This window comes from Mesorhizobium sp. Z1-4 (assembly GCF_004000235.1).
Taxonomy (GTDB): domain Bacteria; phylum Pseudomonadota; class Alphaproteobacteria; order Rhizobiales; family Rhizobiaceae; genus RCIO01.
In genome coordinates this window covers 97,134-111,062 of sequence record NZ_RCIO01000006.1, presented here as the reverse complement: position 1 = coordinate 111,062, position 13,929 = coordinate 97,134, and the positions used below count along the sequence as shown (strand labels likewise).

The following is a 13,929-nucleotide window of genomic DNA, read 5'->3' as shown; positions in this document are numbered from 1 at the left end:
GTCCGGCTAGCGGTACTCGAATATCGACCTGAAAATGCCGGGCGCCACAATCGAAAGCGGATTCACCTGCAGCGTCGGCGCCTTAGCCGGCCCGGACAGCTTGTAGGTGACGCCCAGAAGACCGCCGCCGCGGCCATTGCCCAGCACCTGGCCGAGCAAGGGAATCTCACCGAAAATCCGATTGATGCCGTAAGCGGGCAAGAAGGTCCCGCTTATCGACATATTGCCGTCGGCGTCGAAGACCGTGCCGGCAAAAGTCGAACCGATGCTCGGACCGCTCACCACGCCGTCCTCTATCCGCATATAGTCGCTACCCATCTCGACGCGGGCCGAGCCGCGGCTGAAGCGGGCCCGCGATACGTCGACATCGCGCCGAAGCGCGTCGTTGAGCGAGCGCTCCTGCCCGCCGGGCGCTTCGGCGACCATCGATTGAAGCCTGGCTTCGTCGATGAGCGCAAAGTCCAGCATTTCCAGCCTTCCCTGCAACGGCCCGGAGGCGCCGGCAAGGCTGAGGGCTGCGCGCCCACCATCGAGCTTGTCGTATATGTCGAGAAACCGGAGCACGGCTCCCGCGTCATCCGCCTTCAATTCCACCTTGCGGGAGCCTCCGGCCGAAGCGTCGACCAATGTCGCGCGCGCACCCTGGGGTGTTGCGGCCGAAATGCGTATCCCCGGCACCTGGCCTGACGAATCCGCATAGGCGAAACGGGCTCCGGTCAGGGTCTCGCCATTATAGCCGATCAGCTGAGCGATCTCGGCGTTGATATTTGCCGAGGCCGAGCCGCCAGCCTCCACTGAACCGCCGCCGGGCAGCGCAGAACCAAACTCATCGATCAGAAACCGCGCGTCGAGCCTCTCGCCGGTAACCTTGACATCGTACCGGCCGCGGGACCGGTCCACCGCAACCGAGATATCGTCGCCCTGACCGAAAGCGACACCGTCGAGGCGGGCGCGGGCTAAGCCGTCCTCATCGACCGACAGTGTGCCGGATGCGCCAAAGCCCTTGCCGGCAATCCTGAAATCGTCGAGCTCGGCGTTCGCTTCGTCGCGCGACATGACGAAGTCGGCACTTGCCGCAACGCCGCTGGCTTTCTCCCAGCCGATCCAGGGCAGCTTGAGCGTGGCGCGAGCCAGATCGACATGGACTTTCTCGCGTCCTGGGCCAAGTTGCTCGACCTCAACGGTCATCGGTCCGGCAACAACCTCCGACAATCCAGGGAAGAGCTTTTCGGAATCGCCAGGCTCGAGGAAAAGCCGGGCATGCCGCTGGCGACCGCTCTTGTCATCCCCCATGGGCTCCGAAAGAGTCAGTTCGCCACGAATGCCGTTCAGCATGGTTTCGGCCACGACGTCGGCGCGTTCGCGGTCCGCCACGATCGTGCCCTTGGCATCTTCGATGCGCTGCCCCTCGTAAGGCTGGGCAAGCGTGAGACCCTCGTAGTTCAACTGCAGATGCCATTGGAGATCGCCGACCTCGATGTCGTCCTCCAGGGGAATGCTGGCAAGTATTCGGCCCTTGGCCGAGCCGCTCAGGTCCTCCGGCTCGATCGGAAGATAGTTGGTCAAATTGATGGGATCGTAGCTCGCAATTTCGGCAACGGCCGCCGCCGCGCCGTCAATTTCGATATCCACGTCGCCAATCAGCGGCTGCAGATGCGCGTCGGCAATCTTCAGCGATCCGTTTCGTGCATCGAGGGTGCGGCCGGCCCCGGTGAATACCGTTCCTGAATGGAGCGAAATGTCGACACTGGTGCCCGAAAAATCGATCGAACCGATCGCGTCCCGCATCGGCGGGATCGATCCAGCGACATCGAAACGCGCGCCGACCACTTCGAAATGACCCGATGCCTCTTCCGGCTCGAGGGGAATGCCATCGCCCATGCGGCCAGGGCCGATTTTCAGCAGCAGGCGTGAATTCTCGACCCAGCCGCCAAACACGTTCGAAAGTGCCCAGTTGCGCGCGCCGCCGGCGGCGAAAAACGGCCAGATGTTCTTGGCGTGGCTGACCGGCAACCGCCCCACGGCGATGGCCAACGATAGGCCCGGCGACTTGCCGGGAACGATTTCAACGGCACCTGACCCGAGCACTTCGCCCTGCCCCGTGGCCACATTGATTTCACTGGCGACGATGTTACGCCCGTTCGGCGAGATCCACCCGGCGACACGGGCGATCGCGGCAAGGGCCGGCTCGGGCGAACCGACCGGAGCCAGGTTGATCTTCGGCCCGATCATCTGAAATGCGTAGACGGGCCCATTTTCAGTGCCGGCCTCACCGGGTTGCGGTGTCACCGGACCAGAGAACTTGAAACTGGAGCGGGCAATGTTCAGGTCGAGATTGTCGATCCAGAACGATCCCGCGCCCTGGGTCAGCCGCAATGTCATTCCTGCGTTCGCGGCAAATTCGTCCTCTTCGCCAATCGTGACGTCGGAATTGGCCACCGCCGCGGTGACAACCAATTCCGATGCGGAGCCGCCGGCGCCCTGCCGGCCGTCGATTTCAATGCTGATTTCGCCCAGGCGAAGGGAGCCGCTCTCAGTCGGGTCTTCCCCCCCGAAGCCATGCACGATTCCGCTTTCGGCAACTGTAACCGTTGCGTCGAACTGCTTCTGCATTGCCGTGGTTTCGCCCTCTCCGACTATGTTGACGGCATAGTCGGCCGCAGTGACCTCGGCGCTGAGCCCGATTTCGCCTTTGCCTCCATGAGAGAGCAGAGCACGATCGACCTCAATCGAGATGGCTTCGCCGGAAGCCGCCGGGAGTTGAAGCCTAACATCGCGCAGCCTGATCGTTTCGATGCCGCCTGGAGCGACCCGTTCGCTGAGCAGATCGAACCCGGCGAAAACCGCCTGCAGCACGCTGTCGGGGTCGAGCAGCCCGGTTTCGCCGCTTTCACCCAGCTGTCCACCCGCCACAGGCGCCGTTGCGCTTGCCTCAGCCAGCGTGGCCGATGCAACCTCCACCTCACCGCGCAGCAGGGGCCAGAAGCGCACGCCGAGATCGAGCCTGGCAGCGCTAACGAGCGACACGCCGGTGGCCTTGCCGGTCAGTTCCAGTTCACGGATACCGATGGCGAGGAAGTGGCGCCGGTCCAGCGCCAGGGTCGTGCGTCCGATGCGCGCCTGCACATCCTCTCCGACGAGTTCGTCAACGGCCCGTTCGGCCTGCGCGCGCAGCCACTCGCTTTCGATGCCCGTCGATGGAACGACCGCCACGACGAGCATGGCGGCCAGAACCAGCGCTCCGAAACCAGCTCCCGCCCATTTCACCACCCGCGGCACAAGCCGCCGCCGGCCGGGGAGCGGCTCTCCCGCAGCCGACGGATAGCTGTGCCAGCCGGCAATCTCCTTGCGGCGGAAGCGTATCTTTTCGTGCGTTGGTGCCGGTACTTTCAATCGACTGTCGGGACGCTCGCGGTGGACGAATCTTGTGAAGACATTATATCTGCCTGGACGTTTCGACTGCTCAGTATTTTCCAACCGAGGCAAAGACATGACCAAGCTCGCGCCTGGCGATACCGCGCCGGATTTCACCCTGCCCCGAGACGGTGGCGGAACGCTGAAGCTCGCCGACCTGCGCGGCAAGGCGGTGGTGCTGTTTTTCTATCCGCGCGATGACACCTCCGGTTGCACGGCGGAAGCAATCGCGTTCAGCGGCCTGAAGGACGAATTCGCCAAGGCCGGCGCCGTCATTGTCGGCATGTCGGCCGATAGCCAGAAAAGCCATGACAAGTTCAAGGCCAAACACAATCTCAGCGTCGACCTCGTGGCGGACGAGGAAAAGCAGGCGCTCGAAGCCTATGGCGTGTGGGCGCAAAAAAGCATGTATGGCCGCAAGTTCATGGGCATCGTGCGCACCACGTTTCTGATCGATTCCGGGGGCAAGATCGCCGCGGTCTGGCCAAATGTGAAAGTTCCCAGGCATGCGGAAGCCGTGCTCGAGGCGGTTCGCAGCCTAGCAAAGAGCTGATCGGGCGCCGCGCCAACGAAAATCACCGCAAATACAGGTCAAACCTGCCTGCGTTCAAAGCTTTGTTAACCCTAACAAGGTGTAATCCCACCTGAAATAGCGGTAGCGTCAGGTGGCGTAGTTTGCAGCACAAAACACAGTCAGCCGTCTTCGGAAAACGCCGGGAACCGCACACGGTCATCATCGCGCGCGGAGACGAAATCCGTCACTTCACGATACGGCCATGGATCGCGGCGGCAGTCGGGTCGGTGTTCGTCGCCGTCGCAATCGGCTATCTTCTCGCCACATCCTACCTCGTGCTTCGCGATGACCTGATCGGCGCAAGTGTCGCGCGTCAGGCGAGGCTGCAGCAGTCCTATGAGGACAGGATTTCCGCGCTGCGAACGCAGCTCGATCGTGTCACCAGCCGGCAGTTGCTCGACCAGCGCCTGATGGAGACGAAAGTCTCGGAGCTGTTGCAGCGTCAGACCCAGCTCTATTCGCGCCATGGCCGCCTGCAGCCGATCCTTGACCGCGCCGAAGGCGGCGGCCTTGTGCCGGAGCTCGTTCCGGTACCCCAGCCGCGCCCTGCAGACCGCGCCGAAATCGACCCCGCGACGACGGCCAAAACCGCCCGGATTTCTGCAGCTGCCGCCGATCAAAACGCACCGGACGAGTTCGCACTCTGGAACACGCGGACGAGTTTCGCGCCAACAGCCTCAGCGGCCGACAAAGCCGACATGCTCTTTGCGGCGATCAACAAGTCGCTACGGCGCATCGAGGACGAACAGATCACCCGGCTTTCGGCGCTGGCGCAGGATGCCGACCGGGCCGCGGACCAGATATCCGAGGCGCTTGTCGATGCGGGGTTCGAGATCGACACCGAAGCTGACGATGACGGCGAGGCATCGGGCATTGGCGGACCGCTGGTCGCAATCGACGACAGGCGAGCATTTGAGACCCGGGTCGAAGCCCTCGACGAGGCTCTTACGCGGCTGGAACAGCTGAAGAAAAAGGCAACTCTGCTGCCGATACACAGCCCTGCCCCGGGTTATTCGGTGTCGTCGACCTTCGGCGTTCGGCGCGATCCGATCCTGAAGACGCCGGCCATGCATTCGGGGCTCGACTTCCGCGTGCCGTCGGGACGCAATGTCCGTTCAGCCGGTCAGGGGAAGGTGGTCGCGGCAGGCTGGAACGGTGGTTACGGGCGCATGGTCGAGATCGACCACGGCGACGGACTTACAACCCGCTACGCCCATATGTCGAAGATCCTGGTCAAGGAAGGCGATATCGTCGAGCGCGGCGCCGTGGTCGGCAAGGTGGGTTCGAGCGGTCGCTCCACCGGTGCGCATCTTCACTACGAAATCCGCCGCAACGGAACGGCTATCAATCCGCTGCGTTTCATCAAGGCCGGGCGCAAGATCGCCGAATTGCTCTAACCGGCTAGTCGATATCCTCGACCTCAGCGGCCGCACCGCCTTCGATACGGTGCGCGAGCGACGCTTCCATGAATTCGTCCAGATCCCCATCGAGCACGCCCTGCGGGTTGGTGTTCTCGACACCCGTGCGAAGGTCTTTGACGAGCTGATAGGGCTGCAGGACGTATGAACGTATCTGGTGGCCCCAGCCGATATCCGACTTCGAGGCTTCGGTCTCGCTGGCGGCTTCCTCGCGGCGCTTGAGTTCTTCCTCGTAAAGCCGCGAGCGCAACATCTCCCACGCCTTGGCGCGGTTCTTGTGCTGCGAGCGTTCGGCCTGACACGCCACCGCGATGCCGGTCGGAATATGGGTGATGCGCACCGCGGAGTCGGTCGTGTTGACGTGCTGGCCGCCGGCGCCCGACGAGCGGTAAGTGTCGATGCGCACTTCCGATTCGGGAATGTCGATTTCGATCGTATCGTCGATGACCGGGTAAACCCATGCGCTGGCGAACGACGTATGCCGGCGTGCGTTGCTGTCGTAGGGCGAAATCCGCACCAGGCGGTGCACGCCGGATTCGGTCTTCAGCCAGCCATAGGCGTTTTCACCCTTGATCAGCACCGTGGCCGATTTGATGCCGGCCTCCTCGCCGTCATGTATCTCGAGAACATCCACCTTCATGCCGCGGCGTTCGGCCCAGCGCGTGTACATGCGCAACAGCATCTGAGCCCAGTCCTGGCTCTCGGTGCCGCCTGCGCCGGCATGGATTTCGAGATAGGTGTCGTTGCCGTCGGCCTCGCCGGAAAGCAGCGTTTGTATCTGCCTTGCACGGATTTCGCCGGACAGCGAACGTATCGCCGCTTCAGCATCCTGAACGACGGACTGGTCTCCCTCTTCCTCACCCAGCGCAATGAGCTCTACATTGTCGTCAAGCGCCTGACCGAGGCCCTTGATGGCAACGATGTTGTCGTCGAGCATCTGACGCTCGCGCATCAGCTTCTGTGCTTCCTGAGGACTGTCCCACAGCGAGGGATCCTCAGCGCGACTGTTCAGGTAATCGAGCCTCTTGAGCGCCTGATCCCAGTCAAAGATGCCTCCTCAGCAGGTCGATCGCCTGCTTGATTTCGTCGACCATGGTCTCGGTGTCTGCGCGCATTGTCTCTCTTGCCGGAATGGGGATTCGGCGCGGAACATATGGACCGCACCCGATGCTGTAAAGCGCCCGGTGACGCTATACCGCCGAATGGCGTGGATGCCGGGCCGGCGATCTAATACAGACCGCCGCCGCCGGAGTTGATTGCCTGATTGGCTTGCGGCGAAATGGCGTTGGCGCGTTCTTCGCCTTCGAGCTCATCCATGCCGATTACCCAGTAGCTGTCGGCCGGCCCTGTGCCCGGCTTGAAATATTCGACGATGGCGCCGCCCTGCCCCGCCTCGGCGCGCATTCCGGTCTTGCGGTCGACCGCGATGCGCTTCATGCCGGCCGGCACCTCGAAATCGACGGGATTGGTGCCTTCGAGAGCGGCGGCCATGAACTCCTTGAAGATCGGCGCTGCAAGCCCGCCACCGGTCGCGCCGCGACCCATCGGCTTGGGCTGGTCGTAGCCCATATAGACGCCGACCACGAGGTTGGGCGTATAGCCGATGAACCAGGCGTCTTTTTCGTCGTTGGTGGTGCCGGTCTTGCCGGCGATGGGGAAACCAAGTTCGGAGACGGTAACGGCCGTGCCGCGCTGGACCACGCCCTGCATCATGGACGTGATCTGATAGGCGGTCATGGGATCGAGGACCTGCTCGGCATTGTCGACCAGCTCCGGCTCGGACTGGCTGTTCCATTCTTCAGCGACACAGCCCTCGCAGCTGCGCTCGTCATGTTTGAAGACGGTCTTGCCGTAGCGGTCCTGAATGCGATCGATCAGCGACGGCTTTATCTGCTTACCGCCATTGGCCATGACCGCATAGGCCGACACCATCCGCATCACGGTCGTTTCGCCGGAGCCAAGCGACATTGCGAGGACCGGGCTCATATCCTCGTAGATGCCGAACCGTTCGGCATATTCGGCGACAAGCGGCATGCCCATGTCGTTTGCCAGCCGCACGGTCATCAGATTGCGGGAGCGCTCGATACCGGCGCGCAGGGTGGAAGGCCCGGCAAACTGACCGCCGTAGTTCTTCGGCTCCCAGACCCGACCGCCCGAGACAATCCGGATCGGCCCGTCAAGCACCACGGATGCCGGCGTATAACCATTGTCGAGGGCAGCCGAATAAACGATCGGTTTGAAGGACGACCCGGGCTGGCGGTAAGCCTGCGTGGCACGGTTGAATTCCGAAGCGGCATAAGAAAATCCGCCAACCAGCGCCAGTACGCGGCCGGTATGGGGATCCATCGCCACCATGCCGCCGCCGATTTCGGGAACCTGGCGAAGGGCGTATGCGCCCTCCTCGCCCTCGACTGCTTCCACATAAACGACCTCACCCGGCTTCAACACATCCGCGGGCGAATTCGCTTTCACGCGCTTGCCGTCAACGACGTGGCGCATTGCCCAATCCATGTTGCCGAGCGACACGCGACCAATCCTGCGGTCGTCGCCAACTTCGCCGGATACCTGGGCTGCCGGCTTCAGACCGATATCGAGCCCCTCGTCGCCAGCAGCCAGGACGACAGCGACCTCCCATTCGGGAACATCGCCGAGCGACGGCACCTCGAAGAGTGCCGGACCCCAATCGTCGCCCGGGGCGATTGTCGTGATGGAGCCACGATATCCACGCAGCGTGTCGTATTTCATGAGGCCGTTCTGAAGCGATTTGCGGGCAATCAGCTGCAGTTCGGGATCAAGCGTCGTGCGTACCGAGAGGCCGCCTTCATAGAGCGCGTCCTCGCCGTAGCGCGCGATCAGCTGACGGCGCACTTCCTCGGTGAAATATTCGCCAGCGAACAGATAGGTGCCGCCGCGACGGGGCTGCACGCCTAGCGGCAGCGCCTTGGCCTTCTCGCCTTCGGCCGGGTCGACATAACCGTTTTCGACCATCTGGCCGATCACCCAGTTGCGGCGCTCGATGGCGCGGTCGGTGTTGCGGAAGGGATGGTAGTTCGAGGGGCCGCGCGGAAGCGCTGCCAGATACGCCGATTCGGCGACCGTCAGCTCGTTGACCGATTTGTCGAAATAGGTCAGCGCGGCGCCGGCGATGCCGTAGGCACCGAGCCCGAAGAAAATCTCGTTGAGATAGAGTTCGAGAATGCGGTCCTTGGAATAAGCCTGTTCGATGCGGAACGAGAGTATCATCTCGCGCACCTTGCGCTCGATGGTCTGGTCGCGGGTGAGCAGGAAGTTTTTCGCCACCTGCTGGGTGATGGTCGACGCGCCTACCGGCCGGCGCCCGCTGCCCATGTTCTGGACATTGGTGATGACGGCGCGCGCAAGGCCGGTCATATCGATACCCGGATGGGTGTAGAAATTCTTGTCCTCGGCCGACAGAAAGGCCGCCTTCACGCGGTCGGGCACTGCCTGGATCGGGAGGTAAAGGCGCCGCTCGCGCGCGAACTCGGCCATGAGCGCGCCATCGGAGGCGTGGACACGGGTCGTTACCGGCGGTTCATATTTTGCCAGCACCTCATAGTCGGGCAGGTCTTTGGAGACATCGCCGATATAGAGCGCAATGCCCGCAGCGACGAGCAGCGCCATCACAACGCCAATGCCAAAAAAGTAGCCTAACAGTCTAACCATGCCCGCTCCGGACCATCGGTGGCAACGCCCGCTTCACTTAGCGTGCAACCGCTTCATTGCAATCGGGAAACATCCCTTTACCGCGGTTGTGGGCAAATTGCGGCAGATTCGAAACTGGGCCGCGACTCGCCATGGATAATCAACGAATTGTGCTCTCGTTGCAACGCAACCGGGAGCGTGTCCCTACCCGCCGGATGCAGCCGTAGCGCCCGCAAAACTGCGTATCGCGCCCATCACGCTGGCGATCGCCCTGGCGCGCCACTCGGGGTCCAAGAGCTGCTTCTCGTCGTCCTTGTTGGACAAATATCCCAGTTCAAGCAGTACGGAAGGCACATCCGGCGCGCGCAACACCCTGAAGCCGGCATAGCGGTGCGGGTTCTTGATCAGTTCGACCTCATTGGACAGCGATCCAACGAGCGTTCGGGCAAAACGAACCGAGAAGGACTGGGTTTCACGCCGGATCAGGTCCATGAGGATGTCGGAAACCTCGTGATTTTCGTCCTCGATCGACAGGCCCGCCAGTTCATCGGACAGGTTTTCGCGGGCAGCAAGGGCCGCGGCCTCGGCGTCGGAGGCCTGGTCGGAAACGGTGTAGACCGTCGCGCCGCGCACGCCCTTGTAGCGGATCGTGTCCGCGTGCACCGAAATGAACAGGTTCGCACCATGCTGGCGGGCGACGCGGACGCGTTCGTCGAGGCGCAGGAAACTGTCATCGTCGCGCGTCATGCGCACGCGATAGATATCGAGGCCTTCGAGCGCTTCCTTCAGCTCTTTTGCGAAAGTCAGCGTCACATCCTTTTCGACGGCACCGCTTACGCCGCGCGCACCGCTGTCGATGCCGCCATGACCGGGGTCGATGACAATCGTGAACCGCCGATCCGCAATTTCGTTGCCTTTGACCACGCGGTCGCCTTTGGGGGTCGACCGGGTCGAGCCGGTGGTGGTCACCTGATCCGCCAGCGCCGCCTCGAACGCAGCCGCGCTCGTCGCGACTAGGTCAGCCACCATGCGGTATCCGGCGGAAGATGAATTTTCCAGAATATCGAATGCCTCGACGGCGAAGGGGCCGTTGAGCGACAGGATGAGGCGTCCCCGGCCGTCGGAGACGCCGCCGTAGCGGACATCCGTCACCAGCCCTCTGGCCGCGGCTGCCTCCGCGTCGATCGCGAACCTGGCGCCGGCGACGTCGATCACCAGGCGGTGCGGGCCGCGTAGCAGAAACCAGTTGGCGTCGGGCTCGCGGTCGAATTGCATAACCAGACGCACGCGGGTGTCGTCACCTGCCATCTTGAAGCCATGAGCAACGACGTCTCCCGCATGGGCCGCGCGCGCCAGACAGGCGAACAGAACCAACCAGAAAACGATAAGCCGCCCGGCTATGCCTGACGGTTGCATTGTCCGCTTCAGCGTTCGAATCGTCATGAAATCCGGCCCGGCCCGCGGTTTCGTGCGTCTGCGTGCTCTTTAACAGCAAGTAACCGGCTATGGTTAACCAAAACTTTCGCGGCCGAAGGTTTCGCTTTTGATTTCATTTGCGGAATCGGCCTTACTCATTTGAGGGTTGCCTTCACCCTTCCCAAATCATAAAAGCGGCACGGGACAACAGCAATGTCCTGTTCCTGTGCCGTAGACGGCTTCAGACATGAGTACATCATCGCGAAGCCCCACCTCGCGATGCAGGTCAGGACAGGTGTTCCACAGATTTCTTCGGGTGTAACCGCCTCAGCGGAACCCATGTGTGAGGAAAACGGCCGGGACGAGTAGCCCGCGCCGGCTCGTAAAGAGCAAAAAAGGTTGGTCCGGTTATCCGGGCTTGGTTCAGAAAAGGTTGTGCGCGGTCGGTTCATGGACAGCTCTAGTTCCATAGCGAATGCCGGTGGATACCGCCCAAGGGCGGGCACCGGAGCGCTTTTGCCGCTGGCCCTTCGACATACGCACCAAAAATTGTCCGGCAGGCCCGATTTCGCCCTGTCGGCCAGGCGCATTCGCGTCCGGCCGGCCCTGGCGCGCGCCGCCGGGGAGAAAATTTACAATGCCCAACAAAATGCTGATAGACGCCTCCCACCAGGAGGAGACACGCGTTGTCGTGGTTCGCGGCAACCGGATTGAAGAATTCGATTTCGAATCCCAGGACAAGAAGCAGCTCAAAGGAAATATCTATCTCGCCCGTGTGACGCGGGTTGAGCCTTCGCTGCAGGCAGCTTTCATCGAATATGGCGGCAATCGCCACGGCTTCCTGGCCTTCAACGAAATCCATCCCGACTACTACCAGATCCCGGTCGCCGACCGGCAGGAGCTCATCCGCGCCGAAGCCGAAGCCGCCGAGGCCGAAGGTGAGGACGAAGACGAGCAGCCGCAGGAAAAGCGCGGCCGCCGGCGCCGCAGAGGCCGCGGACGCGGCCGGGCCGACACACCGCTGGAGGCCGAGGCAGAAGCGGCCGAGCAGGAAGGCAGCCCGGCCAATGCCGACGAGGCAGAAGGCGCTCAGCAGACGATCGACACTGCAGCCGAAGACGAGAATTCGGAGGCTGCTGACGGCGACGAAAGCGGCAACGCGCCGGACGATGAAAAGGCAAGCCCGGCCGTTATTGCCGAGCAGGTAGCCGCCGACGTCATTTCGGAACCTGTCGAACAGGACAATGAAAGCGACGAGAGCAACGGTTCGGCCGCCGCCGGAGGCGACGTTGAATCAGTCGGCGCCGACGACGCGCTTGACGAGGTGCGCAGCCGCCGCAAGCCGCTGCGCCGCAATTACAAAATCCAGGAAGTCATCAAACGCCGCCAGATCCTGCTGGTTCAGGTGGTCAAGGAAGAGCGCGGCAACAAAGGCGCTGCTCTCACGACCTATCTGTCGCTGGCCGGCCGCTATTCCGTGCTCATGCCCAACACGGCGCGCGGCGGAGGCATCTCCCGCAAGATCACCAATGTTCAGGACCGCAAGCGCCTGAAGGACATGGTGAAGGAGCTCGAAGTTCCGACCGGCATGGGCGTGATCCTGCGCACTGCCGGCGAAAGCCGCACCAAGGCCGAGATCAAGCGCGACTACGAGTATCTGCTCAGACTGTGGGAGAATGTGCGCACCCTGACGCTGGAATCCAGCGCACCGGCCCTGGTCTATGAGGAAGGCTCTCTGATCAAGCGTTCCGTGCGCGATCTCTACAACAAGGACATCGACGAAATTCTGGTTGCCGGCGACGATGGCTATCGCGAGGCAAAAGATTTCATGCGCATGCTCATGCCGAGCCATGCGAAATCGGTACAGCCTTACAAGGATGCCGTGCCGCTTTTTGCGCGCTACGGCGTCGAGGCGCAGCTCGACCGCATGCTGCAGCCGCAAGTGACGCTGAAATCCGGCGGTTACATCATCATAAACCAGACCGAAGCCCTGGTTGCGATCGACGTGAATTCGGGCCGCTCCACAAAGGAACACTCGATCGAGGACACGGCGCTCCAGACCAATCTGGAGGCGGCGGAGGAAGTGGCGCGCCAGTTGAGACTGCGCGACCTTGCGGGCCTTATCGTCATCGACTTCATTGATATGGAGGAGAACCGCAACAACCGCTCCGTTGAAAAGCGGCTCAAAGAGTGCCTGAAGAACGACCGGGCGCGCATCCAGGTCGGCCGGATATCGCATTTCGGCCTGCTTGAGATGTCGCGGCAGCGCATTCGCGCTTCAGTACTGGAATCGACCACGCAGCCCTGCCCGCAATGCGGCGGAACCGGCCATATCCGCTCCGAATCGTCGGTTGCGCTGCTGGTCATCCGGGCGATCGAGGAAGCGCTTCTGAAGGATAATCGTCACCACATCACGGTGAAGACACCCTTCAACACCGCACTCTACATCCTCAATCACAAGCGTCAGAACCTTGCCGATCTCGAGGCACAGTTCGGGCTGACGATCACAGTCGAGGCCGACGACAGCGTCTCGGCACAGCATTATGCGATCGTCAAAGGCGCCCTTTCGGAACGCCCGGCCTCAGTTCCCGAGCTCGCGGCGATCGAGCCGCCGGCGCTGAGCGCTGACGAGGACGACGAAGACGGCGGCGAGAGACAGTACCAGTCGAGCGGCGATACCGACGACGGCGACGGCGACGGCCAGCGCAAACGCCGCAGGCGCCGCCGCAGGCGGGGCGGACGTGGACGCGGCAGCGACCAGAACCAGAATGGCGACGGCCAGCAGGACGGCAGCGCGCAACAGTCGCAGGGCGGCGATGAGACGGCGGACGCCCGGCCCGCTGATGCTGATGCGGATGCGGATGCAGGTTCCGACGATGACGCCGACCAGCCGCAGCGCAAGCGCCGGCGCGGCAAACGCGGCGGCCGGCGCAGCCGCGAGGGCGGCGAGGCACAGCTGGCCGAAGCCGAAGCAGAGGCCGTACATGACGCCGTAGCCGACGAAATCCCGGCAGAAACGCCTCCAGCGGAGGAAAGCACGCCAGAAGCGCATGCAGCCGAGGAGAGCCCGTCCGAAGCACAGCCGCAGGCGGCGGAAGTCGACGCAGAGGCAGAGGCAGAGGCAGAAGAAAAGCCGAAGCCGAAGCGCCGGCGTAAAGCCGCGGCCAAAAAGGACAGCGGCGACGCGGACGCGAAAGCCGAAGCCACCGAAGCCGCCGACACGGCGGAAGAAAAGCCGGAGAAGCCGAAGAAAGCCCGCAAACCCCGCGCTCCGCGCGGCAAGGCTGCGGCCGCAACCACCGAGCCCGTCATCAGCGTTGTTTCGGAAGGCACCGAAGAAACCGCTGAGAAAGCAGACGCGCCGGAAGCTGCAAACCAAGACGATCAGCCGCGGCGCAGCGGCTGGTGGCAGCGCAAAGGCTTCTTCTAACTGGTAGCGCACTT

General features: G+C 62.7%; 7 protein-coding genes. 3 read left to right on the top strand and 4 right to left on the bottom strand.

The window, feature by feature from the left end:
- Positions 1–6: 6 nt before the first annotated feature.
- Complete coding sequence (locus EP165_RS17645; RefSeq protein ID WP_127524163.1) at positions 7–3,393, bottom strand: AsmA-like C-terminal region-containing protein; 3,387 nt, start codon at positions 3,391–3,393, stop codon at positions 7–9.
- A 97-nt stretch (positions 3,394–3,490) separates the two neighbouring features.
- Here EP165_RS17645 and EP165_RS17640 point away from each other — a divergent pair, with 97 nt between their 5' ends.
- Positions 3,491–3,967, top strand: coding sequence for a peroxiredoxin (locus tag EP165_RS17640; RefSeq protein WP_127524162.1), 477 nt, complete (start codon positions 3,491–3,493; stop codon positions 3,965–3,967).
- Positions 3,968–4,089: 122 nt separating this feature from the next.
- Positions 4,090–5,385 (top strand): M23 family metallopeptidase, encoded by a 1,296-nt coding sequence (locus EP165_RS17635; RefSeq protein WP_127524161.1) that lies wholly within the window; start codon positions 4,090–4,092, stop codon positions 5,383–5,385.
- Between the two features lie 4 nt (positions 5,386–5,389).
- Here EP165_RS17635 and prfB read toward each other — a convergent pair.
- From prfB to EP165_RS17620, 3 genes are all read right to left on the bottom strand, one after another.
- Positions 5,390–6,521 (bottom strand): peptide chain release factor 2 gene (prfB, locus tag EP165_RS17630; RefSeq protein WP_127524160.1). Its coding sequence is split into 2 segments (ribosomal slippage): positions 5,390–6,454 and positions 6,456–6,521, totalling 1,131 coding nucleotides; the frame shifts between segments, so codons are not numbered across the junction.
- Between the two features lie 112 nt (positions 6,522–6,633).
- Positions 6,634–9,090, bottom strand: a complete 2,457-nt coding sequence (locus EP165_RS17625; protein ID WP_127524159.1) for a penicillin-binding protein 1A — start codon at positions 9,088–9,090, stop codon at positions 6,634–6,636.
- A gap of 183 nt (positions 9,091–9,273) precedes the next feature.
- Positions 9,274–10,512, bottom strand: coding sequence for an N-acetylmuramoyl-L-alanine amidase (locus EP165_RS17620; protein ID WP_127524158.1), 1,239 nt, complete (start codon positions 10,510–10,512; stop codon positions 9,274–9,276).
- Between the two features lie 610 nt (positions 10,513–11,122).
- On the opposite strand from EP165_RS17620, the gene EP165_RS17615 reads away from it, so the two are divergent.
- Positions 11,123–13,915, top strand: a complete 2,793-nt coding sequence (locus tag EP165_RS17615) for an Rne/Rng family ribonuclease (protein ID WP_127524157.1) — start codon at positions 11,123–11,125, stop codon at positions 13,913–13,915.
- Positions 13,916–13,929 lie beyond the last annotated feature (14 nt).

What these genes read in the sequence shown, in the direction of transcription:
- EP165_RS17640 (WP_127524162.1), top strand. Translation starts at nt 3,491, where the DNA reads ATGACCAAGCTCGCGCCTGGCGATACCGCGCCGGATTTCACCCTGCCC.
- EP165_RS17625 (WP_127524159.1), bottom strand. Translation starts at nt 9,090, where the DNA reads ATGGTTAGACTGTTAGGCTACTTTTTTGGCATTGGCGTTGTGATGGCG.
- EP165_RS17620 (WP_127524158.1), bottom strand. Translation starts at nt 10,512, where the DNA reads ATGACGATTCGAACGCTGAAGCGGACAATGCAACCGTCAGGCATAGCC.
- EP165_RS17615 (WP_127524157.1), top strand. Translation starts at nt 11,123, where the DNA reads ATGCCCAACAAAATGCTGATAGACGCCTCCCACCAGGAGGAGACACGC.